Origin of the sequence: Enterobacter cloacae complex sp. EB5 (assembly GCF_031432835.1) — a bacterium.
Taxonomy (GTDB): Bacteria; Pseudomonadota; Gammaproteobacteria; order Enterobacterales; family Enterobacteriaceae; genus Enterobacter; species Enterobacter hormaechei_C.
In genome coordinates, this window is sequence record NZ_CP133860.1 from 949,172 (window position 1) to 969,443 (window position 20,272).

Annotated in this window: 20 protein-coding genes and 1 pseudogene; 14 read left to right on the top strand and 7 right to left on the bottom strand. The window is 55.9% G+C overall.

The window, feature by feature from the left end:
- The 6 genes from RHN82_RS04615 (at window position 1) to RHN82_RS04640 (ending at window position 6,791) form a co-directional block, all read left to right on the top strand.
- Window positions 1-984, top strand: coding sequence for an ABC transporter permease (locus RHN82_RS04615; protein ID WP_017383183.1), 984 nt, complete (start codon window positions 1-3; stop codon window positions 982-984).
- A gap of 46 nt (window positions 985-1,030) precedes the next feature.
- Entirely contained in the window at window positions 1,031-1,981 is a 951-nt protein-coding gene (locus RHN82_RS04620; RefSeq protein ID WP_000858088.1) for an ABC transporter substrate-binding protein, read from the top strand.
- Between the two features lie 11 nt (window positions 1,982-1,992).
- The gene (locus RHN82_RS04625) at window positions 1,993-3,582 is read left to right on the top strand and encodes an FGGY-family carbohydrate kinase (RefSeq protein WP_047051142.1); all 1,590 of its coding nucleotides are present in this window, start codon (window positions 1,993-1,995) and stop codon (window positions 3,580-3,582) included.
- A 60-nt stretch (window positions 3,583-3,642) separates the two neighbouring features.
- A complete protein-coding gene (locus RHN82_RS04630) occupies window positions 3,643-4,638 on the top strand; it encodes a LacI family DNA-binding transcriptional regulator (RefSeq protein WP_022650467.1) in 996 nt (331 codons plus the stop codon).
- A 28-nt stretch (window positions 4,639-4,666) separates the two neighbouring features.
- The gene (fucA, locus tag RHN82_RS04635) at window positions 4,667-5,314 is read left to right on the top strand and encodes an L-fuculose-phosphate aldolase (protein ID WP_047051143.1); all 648 of its coding nucleotides are present in this window, start codon (window positions 4,667-4,669) and stop codon (window positions 5,312-5,314) included.
- Between the two features lie 115 nt (window positions 5,315-5,429).
- On the top strand, window positions 5,430-6,791 hold the full coding sequence (locus RHN82_RS04640; protein ID WP_047051144.1) for an MFS transporter: 1,362 nt from the start codon (window positions 5,430-5,432) through the stop codon (window positions 6,789-6,791).
- Between the two features lie 32 nt (window positions 6,792-6,823).
- Here RHN82_RS04640 and RHN82_RS04645 read toward each other — a convergent pair whose 3' ends face one another.
- The gene (locus tag RHN82_RS04645) at window positions 6,824-7,315 is read right to left on the bottom strand and encodes a YajQ family cyclic di-GMP-binding protein (RefSeq protein ID WP_047051145.1); all 492 of its coding nucleotides are present in this window, start codon (window positions 7,313-7,315) and stop codon (window positions 6,824-6,826) included.
- 125 nt (window positions 7,316-7,440) lie between these two features.
- On the opposite strand from RHN82_RS04645, the gene panE reads away from it, so the two are divergent.
- Together panE and yajL are read left to right on the top strand one after the other, a co-directional pair.
- Entirely contained in the window at window positions 7,441-8,352 is a 912-nt protein-coding gene (gene panE / locus RHN82_RS04650; protein ID WP_047051146.1) for a 2-dehydropantoate 2-reductase, read from the top strand.
- Complete coding sequence (gene yajL, locus RHN82_RS04655; protein WP_047051147.1) at window positions 8,315-8,908, top strand: protein deglycase YajL; 594 nt, start codon at window positions 8,315-8,317, stop codon at window positions 8,906-8,908. Before panE ends, yajL begins: the two co-directional genes overlap by 38 nt.
- A gap of 94 nt (window positions 8,909-9,002) precedes the next feature.
- Here the strand turns inward: yajL and thiI are convergent, their stop codons facing one another.
- Window positions 9,003-10,451, bottom strand: a complete 1,449-nt coding sequence (gene thiI, locus RHN82_RS04660) for a tRNA uracil 4-sulfurtransferase ThiI (protein WP_047051148.1) — start codon at window positions 10,449-10,451, stop codon at window positions 9,003-9,005.
- Between the two features lie 178 nt (window positions 10,452-10,629).
- On the opposite strand from thiI, the gene xseB reads away from it, so the two are divergent.
- The 4 genes and pseudogenes from xseB to RHN82_RS04680 all read left to right on the top strand — a co-directional run bounded on the left by xseB (window position 10,630) and on the right by RHN82_RS04680 (window position 14,696).
- On the top strand, window positions 10,630-10,872 hold the full coding sequence (xseB, locus tag RHN82_RS04665; RefSeq protein ID WP_003859094.1) for an exodeoxyribonuclease VII small subunit: 243 nt from the start codon (window positions 10,630-10,632) through the stop codon (window positions 10,870-10,872).
- Window positions 10,873-11,772 (top strand): (2E,6E)-farnesyl diphosphate synthase, encoded by a 900-nt coding sequence (gene ispA / locus RHN82_RS04670; protein ID WP_017383172.1) that lies wholly within the window; start codon window positions 10,873-10,875, stop codon window positions 11,770-11,772.
- A 24-nt stretch (window positions 11,773-11,796) separates the two neighbouring features.
- Window positions 11,797-13,659 carry a 1-deoxy-D-xylulose-5-phosphate synthase gene (dxs, locus tag RHN82_RS04675; RefSeq protein ID WP_015571294.1) on the top strand — a complete coding sequence of 621 codons (1,863 nt, stop codon included), beginning with the start codon at window positions 11,797-11,799 and terminating at the stop codon, window positions 13,657-13,659.
- A gap of 62 nt (window positions 13,660-13,721) precedes the next feature.
- Window positions 13,722-14,696: pseudogene (locus RHN82_RS04680) on the top strand (aldo/keto reductase).
- A gap of 99 nt (window positions 14,697-14,795) precedes the next feature.
- Here the strand turns inward: RHN82_RS04680 and thiL are convergent.
- The 5 genes from thiL to nrdR form a co-directional block, all read right to left on the bottom strand.
- Entirely contained in the window at window positions 14,796-15,767 is a 972-nt protein-coding gene (gene thiL, locus RHN82_RS04685; protein WP_045142045.1) for a thiamine-phosphate kinase, read from the bottom strand.
- A 77-nt stretch (window positions 15,768-15,844) separates the two neighbouring features.
- A complete protein-coding gene (gene nusB / locus RHN82_RS04690; RefSeq protein ID WP_006809908.1) occupies window positions 15,845-16,264 on the bottom strand; it encodes a transcription antitermination factor NusB in 420 nt (139 codons plus the stop codon).
- Window positions 16,265-16,285: 21 nt separating this feature from the next.
- Window positions 16,286-16,756 carry a 6,7-dimethyl-8-ribityllumazine synthase gene (ribE, locus tag RHN82_RS04695; RefSeq protein ID WP_003859098.1) on the bottom strand — a complete coding sequence of 157 codons (471 nt, stop codon included), beginning with the start codon at window positions 16,754-16,756 and terminating at the stop codon, window positions 16,286-16,288.
- A gap of 87 nt (window positions 16,757-16,843) precedes the next feature.
- Entirely contained in the window at window positions 16,844-17,947 is a 1,104-nt protein-coding gene (ribD, locus tag RHN82_RS04700; protein WP_047051149.1) for a bifunctional diaminohydroxyphosphoribosylaminopyrimidine deaminase/5-amino-6-(5-phosphoribosylamino)uracil reductase RibD, read from the bottom strand.
- A gap of 4 nt (window positions 17,948-17,951) precedes the next feature.
- Complete coding sequence (nrdR, locus tag RHN82_RS04705; protein ID WP_003859099.1) at window positions 17,952-18,401, bottom strand: transcriptional regulator NrdR; 450 nt, start codon at window positions 18,399-18,401, stop codon at window positions 17,952-17,954.
- A 152-nt stretch (window positions 18,402-18,553) separates the two neighbouring features.
- On the opposite strand from nrdR, the gene RHN82_RS04710 reads away from it, so the two are divergent.
- The gene (locus RHN82_RS04710; RefSeq protein ID WP_047051187.1) at window positions 18,554-19,093 is read left to right on the top strand and encodes a DUF3251 domain-containing protein; all 540 of its coding nucleotides are present in this window, start codon (window positions 18,554-18,556) and stop codon (window positions 19,091-19,093) included.
- Between the two features lie 268 nt (window positions 19,094-19,361).
- Window positions 19,362-20,246, top strand: coding sequence for a nucleoside-specific channel-forming protein Tsx (locus RHN82_RS04715; protein ID WP_047051188.1), 885 nt, complete (start codon window positions 19,362-19,364; stop codon window positions 20,244-20,246).
- The last annotated feature ends 26 nt before the right edge of the window (window positions 20,247-20,272 follow it).

Below are 20,272 nucleotides of genomic sequence, written 5' to 3' on the forward strand. Positions count from 1 at the left end.
ATGTCCGTTACCGTTCCATCGCCGCAAAGCGGAAGTCATACGATGAAAATAAATAAAGCGCTCCTGATGCGTCTGGCGCCTCTTTTTAGCCTGGTATTGCTGGTTCTGTTTTTCAGCTTCAGCTCACCGTTCTTCTTTAATACTGAAAATATCATGACTATCGCCTTGCAAACGGCGGTGATTGGCATCATGGCCATTGGCGTAACCTTTGTGATTATTACCGCCGGGATCGACCTGTCGCTCGGATCGGTGGTGGCGTTCTCAGGGGTTGCGGTGGGCATCGCCGCCGGGTTTGGTATGCCGCTGCCGGTCTGTATTCTGGCAGGCGTGCTCGCCGGCGGGCTTTGCGGCTATGTGAACGCGTTTCTGGTCACCAAAATGACCATACCACCGTTTATTGCCACCCTCGGCTTAATGATGTCGGTACGCGGCATCAATATGGTGATGACCGATGGCCGCGCGATTTATTTTTCTGACTACCCGCAGTTCAAGCTGCTAGCGCAGGGTCGCTTGTTCGACGTCCTGCCTTACCCGGTGTTCTACCTGGTCATCGTGGCACTGATCGCCATGTGGATCCTGAAGAAAACGGTGATGGGCCGCTATATCTACGCTGTCGGCAGCAATGAAACGGCGGCACATCTTTCCGGGATCAAAGTCCAGCGAGTGAAAATTTTCGTTTACGCCTTATGCGGCCTGTTAACCGGCGTGGCCGGGGTGATCCTCGCCTCTCGTCTCAATTCAGGCCAGCCAACCGTAGGCGTGGGTTATGAGCTGGAAGCCATTGCGGCGGTAGTGATCGGCGGTACCAGTCTGATGGGCGGCGTGGGCACGATTGGCGGCACCATCATAGGCGCGTTCATTATGAGCGTGCTGAAAAACGGCCTCAATCTCATGGGCGTGTCCCAGTTCTGGCAGATGGTGGCGATGGGCGTGGTCGTCGTTGCCGCCGTCTACCTGGACACGTTACGTAAAAGAATGCGTTAGGTTCTCGATACAACAAGCCCTGCCAACCCTACAACGGAGCAAAATAATGAAAACCAGCCATATCCTGAGCGCCCTGTCGCTCGTTGCCATCCTGTCCAGCAGCGCGCTGGCAAAAGATTTGAACCTGCCGGTAGTCAGTAAAGGTTACCAGCACGAATTCTGGCAGACGGTCAAAATGGGGACGGAAGCTGCCGCAAAAGAGTTGGGTGACAAAACCAGCTACGTTGGCCCTGCCGATGAAACGCAAATCGCCGAGCAGATCCAGTTAGTCGAAAACACCATGGCACAAAAGCCAAACGGCCTGTTGCTGGCCGCGCTTGATGCAAACGCCCTTGCCCCGCTGGTCGAAACCGCCAACAGCCGGGGGATCAAAGTGGTGACCTTCGACTCGGGCGTGAACTCCGATATCCCGGCCAGCTTTGTCGCCACCAATAACCGTAAGGCGGGCGCACAGGCTGCGGATGCGCTGGCGGAGCAGGTAGGCCAGAAGGGGAAGGTGGGTATTATCGCCCACGTAGCCGGAACGACGTCCGCCATTGAGCGCTCTGAAGGATTCAGCGAGCGAATGAAAGAGAAGTACCCGAATATTCAGGTACTGCCGGTGCAATATAGCGATGGCGACCCGCAAAAGGCGATGGATAAAACCATTGATATGGTTCAGGCCAACCCGGATATCGCCGGTATTTATGCCACCAACGAAGGCTCAACCCTGGGCGTTGCGAACGCGATCGACAGCCAGAATCTGAAGGGCAAAGTGAAAGTCATCGGTTTTGACAGCACCGAAGCCATCATTAACTTCCTCAAAAACGGCGTGATTCAGGGCTTTGTGGTGCAGGACGCGTACCAGATTGGTTATCAGGGCATAAAGGCGCTGAACGCGGTGATTTCCGGACAGACGGTGGCTAAAGAAATTGATATTCCAGTGAAATATGTCAATGCGCAGAATATCAACACCCCTGAAATTGATAAACTGTTACATCCGTTTGGTAAAAAATAAGGAAGTTCATGATGAGTGACGGCTATTTCCTCGGGGTCGATATGGGTTCAGCCAGCGTTCGTGCTGGGCTTTACTCTGCGCAAGGCGAGCGTTTGAGCTTCGCGACCCGTCCGATTTCGCAGTTTCACGCCAGCAACGCGCGCGTGGAACAGTCCTCCGCGGAGATCTGGCAGCAGGTTTGCGCGGTGGTGCGGGAAGCCGTCGACTCCTCTGGGATCTCACCCGACGCCATTCGTTCGATTGGCTTCGACGCCACCTGCTCGCTGGTCGCGCTGGATGCTGAGGGTAACGGCCTGAGCGTGTCCCCCGACAGTCCGGCATCGCAGGACATCATTATGTGGATGGATCATCGTGCTCACGAAGAAACCGTTCGCATCAATGCCACACGCGATCCGGCCCTGTGCTACGTGGGCGGCGAGGTGAGTATTGAAATGGAACTGCCAAAACTGCTGTGGTTGCAGCGACATCATCCTGAAACCTGGAATCAGGCCTGGCGCTTTTTCGACCTTGCCGATTTTCTGGTCTGGAAAGCGACGGGCCAGGACGCCGCCAGCCTGTGCACCCTCACCTGCAAATGGAACTACCTTGCGCATGAGGCGCAGTTCAGCGAATCGCTGCTCAGGGAGGTGGGGCTGGAGACCTTACTGACAAAAATTCCCGATACTATTCTGGACGTCGCTGAATGCGTCGGGAAACTCAGCCCACAGGCAGCGCAAGCTCTGGGGTTGCCCGAAGAGGTGGTTGTGGCAAGCGGCATGATCGATGCCCACGCGGGTGGCGTGGCGCTGACGGGCTCACACCCGGAGGGCACGCTGGCGCTCATCAGCGGAACCTCGAACTGCCATATGCTTGCCAGTCAGACGGAGATCCATACGCCCGGCGTCTGGGGGCCTTACTGGAGCGCCATGCTGCCGGGCTACTGGCTGACGGAAGGCGGGCAAAGTGCTGCCGGGGCGCTGGTCGACTGGACGTTGCGCGAGCACGGAGCCAGCGCAGACCTGTTTGCAAAAGCAGAAGCGGCGCAACGCCATCCGGTGGCGCTGCTCAACGACTGGGTAGCCGCTCTTGAACAGGAAGAAAAATACCCCACCCGCAACCTGCACATTCTGGCCGATCACCACGGTAACCGCTCGCCGCGTTCGCGTCCGGATGCGCGGGGCAGCGTGGTCGGTCTGACATTAGAAACCGGTGAACGTGCGCTGGCGAGGCTCTATCTGGCCACGCTACAGGCCATAGCCTATGGCACACGACATATTATGGATACCCTGAAACATCACGGGCACACCTTGTCGCGCATTGTCATTTGTGGAGGAGCCACCCATAACCGGCTCTGGCTGCGGGAGTATGCCGATGCCACGGGCTGCGATATTCATCTTTTAGCCGAAGAAGATGCCGTCACTCTCGGCGCGGCCATTTGCGGCGCAGTGGCGAGCGGTGCATGGGCAACGCTCACCGACGCTACCCGGGAAATGGTCAAAGCCGGCGACATCATCACCCGTCGGCCGGAAACCGCGGCCTTCCACCGGCAAAAATATGAGGCGTACCTGATGCTGTGGACCCAGCAGCAGGCGCTTAATCTCCTGATGCAGCAGGAAATGTAATGGCAGGATGCGTATGCTTTATCAGCAGTTTTTACGTACGTTAAGGATTGAGGCGTAGCGATGGCCAAAACAGTTGAACAGATAGCGAAGGATCTGAATTTATCCGTCACCACCGTGCGGCTGGTACTGAGCGGGAAAGCCGAACAGTATCGGATCAGCGTGAAAACACAGTCCCGAATTAATGAACACGTCGAGCGCTTCGGCTATACCCTCAACCATTCGGCGCGCAGTCTTAAGCTAAACAAAACCGAGACGCTGGGGCTCATCGTGCCCAACATCTCGAACGTGTTCTTTGCAACGCTCGCCGAGAAACTCGAACTGCGCTGCCGCCGTTCGGGCTACCAGCTGATGATCAGCTGTACTTACAACGATGTGGATTACGAAAACAAGCTGGTCAAAGCCCTGATGGCGCGCAACGTGGACGGCTTGTTTATCGTTCCCTCGACGCTGGAAAACCAGCAGCATCATTTGCGGCAGATCCAAAAACCGCTGGTGCTCCTCGACCGGGATTTTGGCTTTACTGACAACGCGCTGGTTGAGAGTCATAACGAGGCCGGGGGGGATGAACTGGCCCGCAACATGCTGGCAGAGAGAAAAATGCCGCTCTGGTTCCTTGTGGGCGATACCGCACTGCCCAGTATTACGGACCGTCTGAACGGCTACTTACAGGCCCTGAAAACAGCCGGTATTCACCATCGCGAGTGGGTCATCGAAGGGCCGGACAATACGCCGGAGGGCGGATATGCCCTGATGGATTCGCTTATCGACAGCCAGGGTGTTCCGCAGGCGTTTATCGCCTCATCGTTACCCGTTCTGGAAGGGGCAATCGAAGCCCTGCGGACGCGTACCGGCACCGTGCCCCAACACATCAATATCGGCACCTTCGATGAGCACCCCATGCTGGGGTTCCTGCCAAACAGCGTCTGGTCCATGCAACAGGATGAAGATACCTGGGCGGAAAAAGCGTTTGAACTGATGCAGCGAGCCATCGACGGCGAAGCGGTCAACGAGACGGCGAAAGTCGATATGAAGCTGGTCAAACGTTCCCGCCAGTAAAAATAAAACTGTACCCGGAGAATAAAAAATGGAACGAGCCCGATTAGCCAGAGACATTATTGACACCTGCCTTGAGATGACCCGCATGGGGTTAAATCAGGGCACCGCCGGCAATATCAGCGTTCGCTATCGCGACGGCATGCTGATTACGCCGACCGGAATTCCCTACGAGCATCTGACCGAAGAGAGTATCGTCTATGTAGATGCACAGGGGCGACACGAAGAAGATAAACTGCCCTCCAGCGAATGGCGTTTTCATCAGGTTGTGTATCAGACCCGCCCGGATGCTAACGCCGTCGTCCATAACCATGCGGTTAACTGTACCGCCGTCTCGATACTCAACCGCCCCATTCCTGCTATTCACTATATGATTGCCGCCGCCGGGGGAAACTCCATTCCCTGCGCCCCTTACGCGACCTTCGGGACGCGCGCGCTGTCAGAGCATGTCGCGGTCGCGTTACGCGATCGCAAAGCGACGCTCTTACAGCACCACGGCCTGATAACCTGCGAAGAAAATCTTGAAAAGGCACTGTGGCTGGCGCAGGAGGTAGAGGTGCTGGCAAAACTCTACCTGACCACGCTGGCGATAGTGGATCCCGTTCCGGTACTCAGTGACGATGAAATTGCCATTGTTCTTGAGAAATTCAAAAGCTACGGATTGCGCGTCGAGCCGTAATTTTTTTATCCGGGGGTGCTTTTATCACACCCTCGTAATATCTCTTAAACAAACACCTATTTACCGCACTTATCACCCCGCCTAAACTATGGCCTGCTTTTTGGTAGAGGTGGTAATGAACGATTATAAAATGACGCCAGGCGAACTGCGTGCGACCTGGGGTTTAGGGACTGTTTTCTCGCTGCGGATGCTTGGCATGTTTATGGTCCTGCCCGTTCTGACCACATATGGCATGGCGTTACAGGGTGCCAGCGAAGCGCTGATTGGTCTGGCGATTGGTATCTATGGCCTGGCGCAGGCGATATTCCAGATCCCCTTTGGCCTGCTCTCCGACCGCGTGGGTCGTAAACCGCTGATTGTCGGCGGGCTGCTGGTGTTTGTACTTGGCAGTATCATCGCCGCCCTCTCCCACTCCATCTGGGGAATAATTCTTGGGCGCGCCCTGCAAGGTTCCGGGGCGATTGCCGCCGCCGTGATGGCGCTACTGTCAGACTTAACCCGCGAGCAAAACCGCACCAAAGCCATGGCGTTTATCGGCGTCAGCTTCGGCGTCACGTTTGCCATTGCCATGGTGCTGGGGCCCGTTATCACTCATGCGCTCGGCCTGCACGCCCTGTTCTGGATGATTGCGGTGCTGGCGACCATCGGGATCGCGCTCACGCTGTGGGTTGTACCTGACAGTAAAAACCACGTCCTCAACCGTGAATCCGGGATGGTGAAAGGCTGCTTCAGCAAAGTCATCGTCGAGCCGCGCCTGCTTAAGCTGAACTTCGGCATTATGTGCCTGCACATTCTGCTGATGTCCACCTTCGTCGCCCTGCCCGGTCAACTGGCCGCAGCAGGTTTCCCGGCGGCAGAGCACTGGAAAATTTATCTGGTCACAATGCTGATCTCGTTTGTCTCCGTTGTGCCCTTCATTATTTACGCCGAAGTGAAGCGCAAAATGAAACGCGTCTTCGTGGGCTGCGTGGCGTTACTGCTGATTGCCGAGATTGTGTTGTGGGGCGCCGGCCCGCATTTCTGGGAGCTGATCGCCGGCGTACAACTGTTCTTCCTGGCCTTTAATCTGATGGAAGCCCTGCTGCCGTCGCTTATCAGCAAAGAGTCTCCGGCAGGATACAAAGGCACCGCGATGGGCATTTACTCCACCAGCCAGTTTCTCGGCGTGGCAATCGGCGGGTCGCTCGGCGGCTGGGTGGACGGTCTGTTTGACTCCCAGACCGTTTTCCTCGCCGGTGCGCTGCTGGCGATGCTCTGGCTGTTTGTTGCCAGCACCATGAAAGAGCCGCGCTATGTGAGTAGCCTGCGGGTAGAAATTCCCGATGACGTGGCAATGGGTGACGCGTTAAAACAGCGTCTGGAAGCGACAGAGGGCGTGAGCGAAGTGCTGATTGTTCCGGAAGAGCGCAGTGCGTATGTCAAAATTGACAGCAAAGTGACTAATCGCTTTGAGGTGGAGCAGGCGCTGAAGGCCTGAAAAAATGCCCGGTTTAGCCGGGCATGATTGTCTTAATCGCGGAAGTTTTTAAACTGGAATGGCTGACCGAGATCGCCGCCACGCACCAGCGCCATCACGGATTGCAGGTCATCACGGGATTTTCCGGTCACGCGGATCTCTTCACCCTGAATCTGCGCCTGCACTTTGAGCTTACTGTCTTTGATAAGCTTAACGATTTTTTTCTGTACCGCGCTCTCAATCCCCTGCTTCAGCTTCGCTTCCACAAACCAGGTTTTGCCGCTGTGAACAAATTCTTCCGGTACATCAAGTGAGGTTCCTTCAATGCCGCGCTTGAGCAGCTTGGCGCGCAGGATATCCAGCAACTGGTTGACCTGGAAATCAGACTCACTCAGGACTTTGATCGTCTTGTTCGCGTCGTTCAGTTCAATGGTCGCCTCAACGCCACGAAAATCGAAACGTGACTCAACCTCACGGACAGCATTTTCTACGCCGTTACGCGCTTCCTGCAAATCAACTTCAGAAACAATATCGAAAGATGGCATCTTTTCTTCTCCCTTCATTTTTGTTGCGTTGCATAATACCCGCAACGAGGCATAACGAGAAGCTTAGCTGATGGCGCTATACTTAGCGTCATAGCACCTGGCGCCGTTGCAGGTGAGGAGGAACGATGAAAGTAACAGTGCTTGGATGCGGAGCCCTTGGCCAACTCTGGCTTACAGCGCTATGCAAACAGGGACACGACGTTCAGGGCTGGCTGCGAATTCCCCAGCCCTATTGCAGTGTGAACGTGATTGGTACAGACGGTTCAATTTTTAACGAGTCTTTGACGGCAAACGATCCGGAATTTCTTGCCACCAGCGATTTGCTGCTGGTCACGCTGAAGGCCTGGCAGGTCTCCGATGCGGTGAAAAGCCTGGCTGCCCAGTTACCTGAAAGCACGCCAATCCTGCTGATTCATAACGGTATGGGTACCATTGAAGAGCTAAAATCTGTCCGGCAACCGCTGCTGATGGGGACAACCACCCACGCGGCACGTCGCGACGGTAACGTCATTATCCATGTAGCCAGTGGTATCACCCATATCGGTCCTGCGCGTGAACAGCCCGGCGATTACAGCTATCTTGCGGATACCCTGCAAAGCACGCTGCCTGACGTCGCCTGGCACAATAACATTCGCGCGGAACTGTGGCGCAAACTGGCGGTCAACTGCGCGATCAATCCGCTGACCGCCCTGCTGGATTGCCCTAACGGTGAGCTGCGCCAGCACCCCGATCGGGTAGCGCTGATTTGCCGGGAAGTTGCCGCCGTCATTGAACGCGAAGGCTACCACACCTCAGAATCCGATTTACGTTATTATGTCGACCAGGTCATTGAGAGTACGGCAGAAAATATCTCCTCAATGTTGCAGGATATCCGGGCTATGCGGCATACCGAAATTGATTACATAACCGGTTATCTGTTAAAACGCGCCCGGGCACACGGCATTACCGTTGCGGAAAACAGCCGTCTGTTTGAGTTAGTAAAACGAAAGGAGAGTGAGTATGAGCGCATCGGCACTGGTATGCCTCGCCCCTGGTAGCGAAGAGACAGAAGCGGTCACCACCATTGATTTGATGGTGCGTGGTGGTATTAAGGTTACTACCGCCAGCGTCGCCAGCGACGGAAGTCTGGCGATTACCTGCTCGCGTGGGGTGAAGATCCTGGCGGATGCACCGCTTGTACAGGTGGCGGACGGTGATTACGACATTATCGTTCTGCCGGGTGGGCTGAAGGGTGCAGAGTGTTTCCGCGACAGCCCGCTGCTGGTTGAAACCGTTCGTCAGTTTCATCTTTCCGGGCGTATCGTCGCGGCAATCTGTGCGGCCGCGGGTACGGTGCTGGTTCCGCACGACATTTTCCCCATCGGCAATATGACCGGCTTCCCTGGTCTGAAGGACACGATTCCGGAAGAGCAGTGGGTGGATAAACGCGTGGTCTGGGATCCACGCGTTAACCTGCTCACCAGCCAGGGGCCGGGCACCGCCATTGATTTTGGCCTGAAGATTATTGACCTACTGGTCGGGCGCGAGAAGGCCTACGAAGTGGCTTCGTCGATGGTGATGGCGGCGGGGATTTATAATTACTATGAAGAGTAGTGCATAAAAAAAGCCGGGTGGCGGCTACGCCTTACCCGGCCTACAAATGCACGGTACCGTAGGCCCGGTAAGCGAAGCGCTACCGGGCGAGAAACTACGGGCGATACACCTTCACATTGGCGAAGCCCTGCTCACGCAGATACAGCGCCTGCAAACGGCTCATGACCCCACGTTCGCACCACAGCAGATACGTTTTGCTCTGGTCGAGATCGCCAAACTGGGTGCTCAGCTTGTAGAACGGCAGCGAAACCACCTCCACACCTTCCACCTGCAACGGCTTGTCATCCTGCTCATCAACAGAACGGATATCCAGAATCGTATCGTTAGCACCAAAGCCGCTGACCGTCTCCACTTCAACCACTTCCTGCTCGGTCTGCTGGGCGATCTCACGGATATCGATGTTGGACGCTTCCGCCACCACTTTTTCCAGGATGCTGAAATCGAAGTTCTCTTCTTCCGCTTCGATCTTCGCCTTCACCGCTTTAATGGTTGGGCTTTTTGAGATCACACCGCAATATTCCGGCATGGTACGGGCAAAATCTTCAGTACCAATTTTACGCGCCAGATCGATGATGTGCTCTTTATCGTGAGAGATCAGCGGACGCAGGATCAGCGTATCAGACACGTTGTCGATAAGGCGCAGGTTGGTCAGCGTCTGGCTGGAGACCTGCCCCAGCGCTTCACCGGTGACCAGCGCCTGCACGCCGTAGCGCTCAGCCACTTTGGACGCCGCACGCACCATCATACGTTTCAGGACCACGCCCATCTGGCCGTCGTCCACTTTTTCGAGGATTTCGCCGACCACCGGCTCAAAGTTGATCGCCACAAAACGCACGCGGTGAGAGCTGCCGAAGCGGTTCCACAGGTAATGCGCCACCTGACGTACGCCGATTTCATGCGCCGCGCCGCCCAGGTTAAAGAAGCAGTAGTGCACGCGGCAGCCGCGACGCATCAGCATATAGCTGGACACGCCGGAGTCGAACCCGCCGGAGATCAGCGACAGCACATCTTCCTGAGTGCCGATAGGGAAACCGCCAATCCCTTCGTAACGACCCTTGACCAGCAGCAGGCGATCGTTTTCGATCTCAAGGTTAACGGTGACGTCCGGGTTAGTCAGGCGCACGCGCGCCATTTCAACGTGCTGGTTCAGACCACCGCCGACGTAGCGCTCAACCTCAATAGAGCTAAACTCATGCTTACCCCGGCGCTTCACGCGCACGCAGAACGTTTTCCCTTCGATCTGGTCGCGGTACTGTACCAGCGCCTTTTCGAAGATATCGTGCATATCGGTGAAGGGAACGTCTTCCACTTCCAGAATATGGTGAATACCCGGGATACGGGTCAGCGCGTCGCGAATATCAAGACGTTTGTTTTCGTCTTTCGCGCGGACTTCAACGTGGTCCCAGTGACGCACCACGGCGAGCGTTTCGTCGTAGTGTTTTAATACGTTACGAATGTTCCCGGTGAGAATTTTAATAAAGCGCAAACGCACGGATTGGCTTTTGATGGTGATTTCAGGGAACAATTTAATGATAAACTTCATGGCGGCAATGTTTCTTAGGCAAGCTTATAAAAGCTTGTAGTGGAAAATGATACAGCAGCCCACACCCGTGGCTGCATCCAGGCGCGCAAGTATACCACCATCGCGCCACTCGCGTTATTTGATAATTGCCCCGAGTCCGTTACCATGTCAGGGCGAAAAATTTAAGAGTCAATTCACTATGCCGAAGAAAAACGACGCACCGGCCAGTTTCGAAACTGCGCTGAGTGAACTGGAGCAGATCGTTACCCGTCTTGAGAGCGGCGATCTCCCGCTGGAAGACGCGCTCAACGAATTTGAACGCGGCGTGCAGCTTGCGCGCCAGGGGCAGGTAAAACTCCAGCAGGCCGAGCAGCGTGTGCAGATCCTGCTTTCCGACAGCGAAGACGCTAAAACCACGCCATTCACACCGGACGCCGAGTAAATGGATTTTTCCAACGCGCTTCAGGCGCGCGTCATCCGCGCCAACGATGCGCTGCGCCGTTTCATTGAGCCGCAGCCTTTTCAGAACACTCCACTGGTTGAAGCCATGCACTATGGCGCACTCTTGGGGGGTAAACGCCTGCGTCCGTTCCTGGTGTATGCCACGGGCAATATGTTCGGTATCAGCGATAACACGCTGGACGCCCCGGCAGCCGCCGTGGAGTGTATCCATGCCTATTCGCTGATCCACGATGATTTACCGGCCATGGACGATGACGATCTGCGTCGCGGTCAGCCAACCTGCCATATCAAATTTGGCGAAGCGAATGCCATTCTGGCGGGGGATGCGCTGCAAACCCTGGCCTTCTCCATTCTGAGCGATGCGCCGATGGTTGAGGTGAGCGATCGCGATCGTCTGGCAATGGTGTCCGAACTGGCAATGGCCAGCGGCGTCGCCGGGATGTGCGGCGGCCAGGCGCTGGATTTAGAGGCTGAAGGTCGTCAGGTTACTCTGGAACAGCTGGAGCGCATCCACCGTCACAAAACGGGCGCACTGATTCGTGCAGCCGTTCGCCTGGGCGCGCTGAGCGCGGGTGAACGCGGGCGTAAAGCCCTGCCGGTTCTGGACAGATACGCAGAAAGTATCGGTCTGGCATTCCAGGTTCAGGATGACATTCTGGATGTGGTGGGCGATACTGCAACATTGGGAAAACGTCAGGGTGCGGATCAGCAGCTTGGCAAAAGTACCTACCCCGCCCTGTTGGGCCTTGAGCATGCCCAACGTAAAGCCCGGGATCTGATAGACGATGCCCGTCGGTCGCTGAATGAGCTGGCCGCGCAATCGCTGGATACCTCGGCACTGGAAGCGCTAGCGGACTACATAATCCAGCGTGATAAATAAACTATAAATCTCGATGAGCCTTTGATGAGTTTTGATATTGCCAAATACCCGACACTGGCGTTAGTTGACTCCACTCAGGAGTTACGTCTGTTGCCGAAAGAGAGTCTGCCGAAGCTGTGTGACGAGCTGCGTCGCTACCTGCTCGACAGCGTTAGCCGCTCCAGCGGCCACTTCGCCTCCGGACTTGGCACGGTTGAGCTGACCGTGGCGTTGCATTACGTCTATAACACGCCGTTCGATCAGCTGATCTGGGATGTCGGCCACCAGGCCTATCCGCACAAAATTCTGACCGGACGTCGCGATAAAATTGGCACCATTCGCCAGAAAGGGGGCCTGCACCCGTTCCCGTGGCGCGGCGAGAGTGAATATGATGTGTTAAGCGTCGGCCACTCTTCCACCTCCATTTCTGCGGGCATTGGTATTGCCGTTGCCGCCGAAAAAGAGAATAAACAACGCCGCACCGTCTGCGTGATTGGCGACGGGGCGATCACCGCGGGGATGGCCTTTGAGGCTATGAACCACGCGGGCGATATCAAACCGGACATGCTGGTGATCCTCAACGATAACGAAATGTCGATCTCTGAGAACGTCGGCGCGCTGAATAACCATCTGGCGCAGCTACTGTCCGGCAAGCTTTACTCCTCACTGCGTGAAGGCGGTAAAAAAGTCTTCTCCGGCGTACCGCCGATCAAAGAGCTGCTTAAGCGTACCGAAGAACATATCAAAGGCATGGTCGTGCCGGGTACGCTGTTCGAAGAGCTGGGCTTTAACTATATTGGCCCGGTGGACGGCCACGATGTGCTGGGCCTGGTGACGACGCTTAAAAATATGCGCGACCTGAAAGGCCCGCAGTTCCTGCACATCATGACCAAAAAAGGGCGTGGTTACGAACCGGCGGAAAAAGATCCGATCACCTTCCACGCGGTGCCTAAGTTCGACCATACCAGCGGCTGCCTGCCGAAAAGCAGCGGCGGGATGCCGAGCTATTCAAAAATCTTTGGCGACTGGCTGTGCGAAACGGCGGCGAAAGACAACATGCTGATGGCGGTAACGCCTGCCATGCGTGAAGGCTCCGGCATGGTCGAGTTTTCCAAAAAATACCCGGACCAGTATTTCGACGTCGCCATTGCCGAACAGCACGCGGTGACCTTCGCAGCGGGACTGGCGATTGGCGGCTACAAGCCGGTGGTCGCGATCTACTCTACCTTCCTGCAACGCGCCTACGATCAGGTTATCCATGACGTTGCCATCCAGAAGCTGCCGGTGCTGTTTGCTATCGATCGCGCGGGCATTGTGGGGGCTGACGGCCAGACGCACCAGGGCGCGTTTGATCTCTCCTTCCTGCGTTGCATCCCTGATATGGTGATCATGACGCCAAGCGACGAAAACGAGTGTCGTCAGATGCTGTATACCGGTTACCACTATCAGGACGGCCCCTGCGCGGTACGTTATCCGCGCGGTAATGCCCTTGGCGTTGAATTACAGCCGCTGGAAAAACTGGATATCGGTAAAGGTCTGGTGAAACGTCGCGGTGAAAAAGTGGCGATCCTGAACTTTGGTACGTTGATGCCGGAAGCGGCAAAAGTCGCTGAAAATCTGAATGCGACGCTGGTCGATATGCGATTCGTGAAGCCGCTCGATGAATCTCTGATTCTGAGCATGGCGGAAAGCCATGACGTGCTGGTCACGCTGGAAGAGAACGCCATCATGGGTGGCGCAGGTAGCGGCGTGAATGAAGTGCTGATGGCGAACCGTAAAGCCGTTCCGGTGCTTAATCTCGGCCTCCCTGACCACTTCATCCCGCAAGGCACCCAGGACGAGGCGCGCGCCGACATTGGTCTGGACGCCGCCGGTATCGAAGCTAAAATTCGCACCTGGCTGGCCTGATCCCTCTCCTTTTCTGCTCCTGCTATGCTTAAACGTATTGTTTAAACAGCAGGAGCGGAACCATGCAATACACGACATTAGGAAAAACGGACCTTAAGGTGTCCCGGCTTTGCCTGGGATGCATGACGTTTGGCGAGCCTGACCGGGGAAATCATGCCTAGACGCTGCCGGAAGAGAGCAGCCGCCCCATCATCAAGCGCGCCATTGACGGCGGCATCAACTTCTTCGATACCGCCAACAGCTACTCCGACGGCAGCAGCGAAGAGATTGTGGGTCGCGCCCTGCGAGATTTTGCCCGTCGTGATGACGTTGTGGTCGCCACCAAGGTGTACTACCCGTCAGGCGATCTGGCGGAAGGCCTTTCTCGCGCGCAGATCCTGCGTTCCATTGATGACAGCCTCAGACGCCTGAACATGGATTACGTCGATCTGCTGCAAATCCACCGCTGGGATTACAGCACCCCGCTCGAAGAGACGCTTGAAGCGTTAAACGACGTTGTGAAAGCCGGTAAAGCGCGCTACATCGGCGCATCGTCCATGCATGCCTCACAGTTTGCCCAGGCGCTCAAGCTCCAGGCGCAGAACGGCTGGGCGCGCTTTGTCACCATGCAGGATCACTACAACCTGATTTACCGGGAAGAAGAGCGCGAGATGCTGCCGCTCTGCTACCAGGAAGGCGTGGCGGTGATCCCGTGGAGCCCGCTGGCGCGCGGAAGGTTAACCCGTCCGTGGGGCGAAACCACCGCCCGGCTGGTATCGGACGAAGTGGGTAAAAACCTGTATGACGATACAGAAGCCAGCGATGCGTTAATTGCCGAACGCTTAGCCGGGATCGCCGACGATATCGGTGCAACGCGCGCGCAGGTGGCGCTGGCGTGGCTGCTGAGCAAGCGCGGTGTCGCCGCGCCGATTGTGGGCACATCGCGGGAAGAACAGCTGGATGAGTTGTTGAGTGCGGTAGATTTATCGTTGACGCCGGAGCAGATTGCCGAGCTGGAAACGCCGTATCAGCAGCATCCGGTGGTAGGGTTTAAATAAACGCTTGCCGGGTGGCGGCTTCGCCTTACCCGGCCTACGATCGCACCTTTTGTAGGCCGGGTAAGCGCAGCGCCACCCGGCAACACAGAGCGCACAAACTCACGCGAAGTGATCGTACCCTTTCCAGTCAAGCGTAACCGGGGCGCCGTCGCGGACAAACAGCAGCCCTTCACTTTCCGGCATCACCTGCCCGATGCAGGTAAATTTCGCCCCCAGATGCGCTAACGCCACATCCAGCGTTCCGCGATTCAGCTCAGGCACGGTGAAGCACAGCTCATAATCTTCTCCACCGGATAACGCCCAGCGCAGTGCCTGTTCAGGTTCGACATGGCGAAGCAGTTGCTCCGACAGCGGGAACAGATCCAGGTCAACGCGTGCGCCCACGCCGCTGGCTTTCAGGATATGGCCGAGATCGGAGATCAGCCCGTCAGAGAGATCGATTGCGGAGCTTGCCCGCTCACGCAGCGCCTGACCGTGCAGAATACGCGGCGTTGGCCGCAGATGGCGCTTCACCAGATACGCCGCATCGTCAGCATCTTCAACCGTTAAACGGTTCTGAAGGATCGCCAGCCCTGCCGCGCTGTCGCCCGGCGTACCGGTCACGTAGATCCAGTCGCCTGGTTTTGCGCCCGAACGCTTCAGCGCGCGTCCGGCAGGCACATAGCCGTGAATTGCCAGGGTCATCGACAGCGGACCGGCGGTGGTATCACCGCCAATCAGCTGCATATCGTAATAATTCAGCTGTTCAAACAGGGCATCGCTGAAGGCTTCAAGCCAGGCTTCATCCACCTCCGGCAGGGTCAGCGCCAGCGTCAGCCAGGCCGGGTCGGCGCCCATTGCCGCCAGATCGCTGACGTTGACCGCCAGCGCCTTATACGCCAGATCGGCAGGATCGATATCCGGCAGGAAATGTCGCCCACACACTAAGGTGTCGGTGCTGATTGCCAGCGTCTGTTTTTCGGGAATATTGAGAAGTGCGCAGTCATCGCCAATGCCGGTTTCAACATCAAGACGAGAGGTTCTGACACGGTCGAAATAACGGGCAATCAGGGAGAATTCGCCGCATGCCATACGTTATGCCTCAGCAAATAAAAGAAAAAACCGGAGCCGCACTGCCGTTGGGGCAATGCAGGACTCCGGTTTGCGGATCACTTTTTGTGGGGACGGATCGCAGGTGCGGCTTTATCCAGCACGCCGTTAACAAACTTGTGGCTGTCTTCAGCGCCGAAGGTTTTCGCCAGTTCGATCGCTTCGTTGATGGCCACTTTGTACGGCACATCATCACGTTTAGACAGTTCAAACAGCGCGATACGCAACACTGCTTTTTCGACCTGGCCCAGCTCTTCGAGCAGACGGGACAGGTATGGCTTCATCAGACCATCGAGATACGCGCTATTAGTCGCCACTCCCGACAGCAGTTCACGGAAGTACAGAACGTCAACATCTTTCACGTCCTGTTCTGACAGGAACTGGTATTCAACATCAGCGATGTCGTTCTGGGACAACTGCCAGGAGTAAAGTGCCTGGACGGCACATTCACGGGCGCGGCGACGAGCAGCAGGTTTCACGGAATTCCCCTTACAAAAAAATCAGGCCTTGATGGCTTTCAATACATTGATCATTTCAAGCGCGGTCAGTGCAGCTTCTGCACCTTTGTTACCGGCTTTGGTGCCAGCACGTTCGATGGCTTGTTCAATACTTTCGGTGGTCAGCACGCCGAACGCGACAGGAATTTCAGCATCCTGTGCAACGTGCGCCAGACCATTGCTTGCACCGCCCGCAACGTATTCGAAGTGCGCAGTGCCGCCACGAATAACAGTACCCAGCGCAATCACCGCGTCGTATTTACCGGTTTTCGCCAGCGCGCCCGCTGCCAGTGGCAGTTCGTAAGCACCTGGTACCCAAACGACGGTAATGTTGTCATCTTTAACCTGGCCGATACGTTTCAGGGCGTCAACCGCACCTTCCAGCAGGCTATCGTTGATGAAGTTGTTGAAACGCGCAATGGTGATGGCGACGCGAGCGTCCGGGGTAGCTACAGCAGCTTCAATAATGTTCATACTCTTCCTTTACGGGTTCATTTGGCCCCGCAGGGGGGCGGATTTTATCATAATACTTTGCGCACTGCTTCCCTATTTCAGGAGCAATTACGCTGTCGTTAAATGGAGGCAGACATCCGGTCCTACCGGACGAATCTCGCTGAATGAGAGTTGCGGCGCATCGGCCAGTTTTTCAAGGCCGGGCAGCACAAACAGGCCGCGCGCGTCGTTACCTAACAGTTTAGGCGCAACGTAGACGAGAAGCTCATCCAATAGCCCCGCCTGAAGCAGCGCGCCGGCGAGCGTCGGACCGGCTTCAACCCAGATGCTGTTGACCTGCTGTTTGCCGAGCAGCATCATCAGCACCACCAGATCGAGATGCCCGTTATGTTCCGGCACCATAATGCTGCGCACGCCTTGCGGCCATTCGCGCGTATCTTCTTTGGTGCGCGCAATCCAGGTTTCACCCGGCTGCTGCACGATGCGGTGCTCCGGCGTCACGCGGTTCTGGCTATCAACAATAATGCGCAGCGGCTGACGCAGGTTCTCCTGCGGATAGAGCGCCTGGGTATCCGCATTCAGCTCTTCCCAGCGCACGGTCATGGCCGGATCGTCAGCCAGTACCGTTTCACTGCTGGTGAGAATAGCATGGCTTTGCGCGCGCAGACGTTGCACATCGCGCCTTGCCTGCGGCGAGGTGATCCACTGGCTCTCGCCGTTCGCCATCGCCGTGCGGCCATCCAGTGATGCGCCAAGCTTAAGCTGGATAAACGGAAAGCCGGTGCGCATGCGCTTCAGAAAGCCTTTATTCAGGGCTTCCGCATCCTGCATCATCAGGCCGTGGCTGACGTCGATACCTTCCTGTTGCAGACGATACAGCCCGCGGCCCGCCACCTGCGGGTTAGGATCCTGCATGGCGGCGACAACGCGCGAGACGCCCGCCGCAATCAGCGCTTCACAGCACGGCGGCGTGCGCCCGTGATGGCTGCATGGCTCCAGCGTCACGTAGGCCGTCGCGCCACGCGCTTTCTCCCCCGCCATGCGCAGGGCATGCACTTCAGCATGCGGCTCGCCTGCGCGGTAGTGAAAACCTTCCCCCACGATCTCGCCATCTTTAACAATGACGCACCCGACATTGGGGTTAGGGTGAGTGGTAAACCGACCGCGCTGCGCCAGCTTCATGGCTCGCGCCATGTACATCTCGTCGTGCATGGGCTTAATCCTGTAAGCGGGCGATCTCTTCGCCAAACTCTTTGATGTCTTCGAAGCTGCGGTAAACAGAGGCAAAGCGGATATAGGCGACTTTATCGAGCTTTTTCAGCTGTTCCATCACCAGATTGCCGATCATTTTGCTCGGCACTTCGCGCTCACCTAACCCCCGCAGATAAGATTTAATATGGTTTAACGCCATTTCAACGTCATCGGAGCTGACGGGCCGTTTTTCCAGCGCCTTGAGCATCCCGCTACGCAGTTTCTCTTCATTGAACGGTTCGCGCACATCGTTACTTTTTACCACGCGCGGCATTACCAGCTCTGCCACCTCAAAGGTGGTAAAACGCTCGTTGCACACCAGACACTGCCGACGACGACGCACGGAAGACCCTTCGCCTACAAGACGTGAGTCGATGACTTTGGTATCCACAGCGGAGCAAAATGGGCAATGCATACGATGTCCCTGTTATCTGGTTAACTGATTTCTATTTTACCCTGAACTGGCCCGACAACAAAGGAAGAGCTTTTTGAGACAAAGGATCTATGCCTGACGGCACTATCCTGTCTACCATTGCAGCAATCTGTGATTTCAAGGAATTAAACGCAATGACAAGACGTTACCTGAAAATAGTGCTGGTGGGGAGCCTGTTCACGCTCAGCGCCTGCGCACAGCAAAGTGAAGTCCGCGAGATGAAACAAAGCGTGAATACGCTTAACGTGGCGATGGACAAACTTAATAAAGAAACCGTGAAGATCACCCAGCAGAACGCGCTCAATGTCAAATCCAGCAATGGCGTTTATTTATTGCCAGGTGCAAACACGCCCGCGCGTCTGAACAGCCAGATTGGCACGCTAAAGATGTCTCTGGTGAATGTTGCAGCGAATGCCGATGGTACTCGCGCAACATTACGCATTCAGGGTGAATCCAACGATCCGCTTCCCGCGTTCAGCGGCACCGTAGAGTGGGGCCAGATTCAGGGCACCACGGAGAGCTATCAGGAAGTGAACGTGAAAAATCAGCTCTTCACCGCCCCCGCCAGCACGCTGGCGCCGAGCGACGTGGACATCCCGGTTCAGCTGAGCGGCCTGACGCCGGAACAGTTAGGCTTTATCCGCATTCACGACATTCAACCCGCCGCGCAATAACCTCCCCTTTTGGCGGAGTGAAATGTCACTCCGCTAACATTTACATTTCGTATGGATTGGCAACATAAATGATTGCCGCTACAATCCCGCCCGTCTAAAGTACGCAAACGTGAACGCAATCGATTACGTATGTGAGAGATATGTGAAACAACACATATTTTTGTGAGCAAGGATTCCTATAATAGGCTCCGCAGAAACACGAAATATTTAGAAACGCAATTCGCGCATTTTTCACTCCCGGAAGGGAATTTCAATCAGTGGCATGATTATGAAAAAAACATTACTCGCAGCCGGTGCAGTTCTGGCACTGTCCTCCTCTTTCACTGTTAACGCAGCGGAAAACGACAAACCACAATACCTCTCCGACTGGTGGCACCAGAGCGTTAACGTGGTAGGCAGCTACCACACCCGTTTCGGACCACAGATCCGTAACGATACTTACCTCGAGTACGAAGCGTTCGCTAAAAAAGACTGGTTTGATTTCTACGGCTACGTCGATCTCCCGGTATTCTTCGGCGGTAACTCCGATGCCAAAGGTATCTGGAACAACGGCTCCCCGCTGTTCATGGAAATCGAACCACGCTTCTCCATCGACAAGCTGACCGGCACCGATCTTAGCTTCGGTCCGTTCAAAGAGTGGTATTTCGCGAACAACTACATTTATGACATGGGTCGCAACGATTCTCAGGAACAGAGCACCTGGTATATGGGTCTGGGTACTGACATCGATACCGGCCTGCCAATGAGCCTGTCTCTGAACGTGTATGCGAAATACCAGTGGCAGAACTATGGCGCATCGAATGAGAACGAGTGGGATGGCTACCGTTTCAAAGTGAAATACTTTGTGCCAATCACTCAGCTGTGGGGCGGTAACCTGAGCTATATCGGTTTCACCAACTTTGACTGGGGTTCAGATCTGGGCGACGATAACTTCTATGACAACAACGGGAAGCACGCTCGTACCAGTAACTCCATCGCGTCCAGCCACATCCTGGCGCTGAACTACGATCACTGGCACTACTCTGTTGTTGCGCGTTACTGGCACAACGGTGGCCAGTGGAACGATGACGCCAGCCTGAACTTCGGCAACGGCGACTTCAGCGTTCGCTCTACCGGTTGGGGTGGTTACCTGGTCGTGGGTTACAACTTCTAATCAGTGCGGATTCCGCCCGGTGGCGC

Coding starts and splice junctions, on each gene's coding strand:
- RHN82_RS04615 (WP_017383183.1), top strand. CDS start 1: ATGTCCGTTACCGTTCCATCGCCGCAAAGCGGAAGTCATACGATGAAA.
- RHN82_RS04620 (WP_000858088.1), top strand. CDS start 1,031: ATGAAAACCAGCCATATCCTGAGCGCCCTGTCGCTCGTTGCCATCCTG.
- RHN82_RS04625 (WP_047051142.1), top strand. CDS start 1,993: ATGAGTGACGGCTATTTCCTCGGGGTCGATATGGGTTCAGCCAGCGTT.
- RHN82_RS04630 (WP_022650467.1), top strand. CDS start 3,643: ATGGCCAAAACAGTTGAACAGATAGCGAAGGATCTGAATTTATCCGTC.
- fucA (WP_047051143.1), top strand. CDS start 4,667: ATGGAACGAGCCCGATTAGCCAGAGACATTATTGACACCTGCCTTGAG.
- RHN82_RS04640 (WP_047051144.1), top strand. CDS start 5,430: ATGAACGATTATAAAATGACGCCAGGCGAACTGCGTGCGACCTGGGGT.
- RHN82_RS04645 (WP_047051145.1), bottom strand. CDS start 7,315: ATGCCATCTTTCGATATTGTTTCTGAAGTTGATTTGCAGGAAGCGCGT.
- panE (WP_047051146.1), top strand. CDS start 7,441: ATGAAAGTAACAGTGCTTGGATGCGGAGCCCTTGGCCAACTCTGGCTT.
- yajL (WP_047051147.1), top strand. CDS start 8,315: ATGAGCGCATCGGCACTGGTATGCCTCGCCCCTGGTAGCGAAGAGACA.
- thiI (WP_047051148.1), bottom strand. CDS start 10,451: ATGAAGTTTATCATTAAATTGTTCCCTGAAATCACCATCAAAAGCCAA.
- xseB (WP_003859094.1), top strand. CDS start 10,630: ATGCCGAAGAAAAACGACGCACCGGCCAGTTTCGAAACTGCGCTGAGT.
- ispA (WP_017383172.1), top strand. CDS start 10,873: ATGGATTTTTCCAACGCGCTTCAGGCGCGCGTCATCCGCGCCAACGAT.
- dxs (WP_015571294.1), top strand. CDS start 11,797: ATGAGTTTTGATATTGCCAAATACCCGACACTGGCGTTAGTTGACTCC.
- thiL (WP_045142045.1), bottom strand. CDS start 15,767: ATGGCATGCGGCGAATTCTCCCTGATTGCCCGTTATTTCGACCGTGTC.
- ribE (WP_003859098.1), bottom strand. CDS start 16,756: ATGAACATTATTGAAGCTGCTGTAGCTACCCCGGACGCTCGCGTCGCC.
- ribD (WP_047051149.1), bottom strand. CDS start 17,947: ATGCACGACGAGATGTACATGGCGCGAGCCATGAAGCTGGCGCAGCGC.
- nrdR (WP_003859099.1), bottom strand. CDS start 18,401: ATGCATTGCCCATTTTGCTCCGCTGTGGATACCAAAGTCATCGACTCA.
- RHN82_RS04710 (WP_047051187.1), top strand. CDS start 18,554: ATGACAAGACGTTACCTGAAAATAGTGCTGGTGGGGAGCCTGTTCACG.
- RHN82_RS04715 (WP_047051188.1), top strand. CDS start 19,362: ATGAAAAAAACATTACTCGCAGCCGGTGCAGTTCTGGCACTGTCCTCC.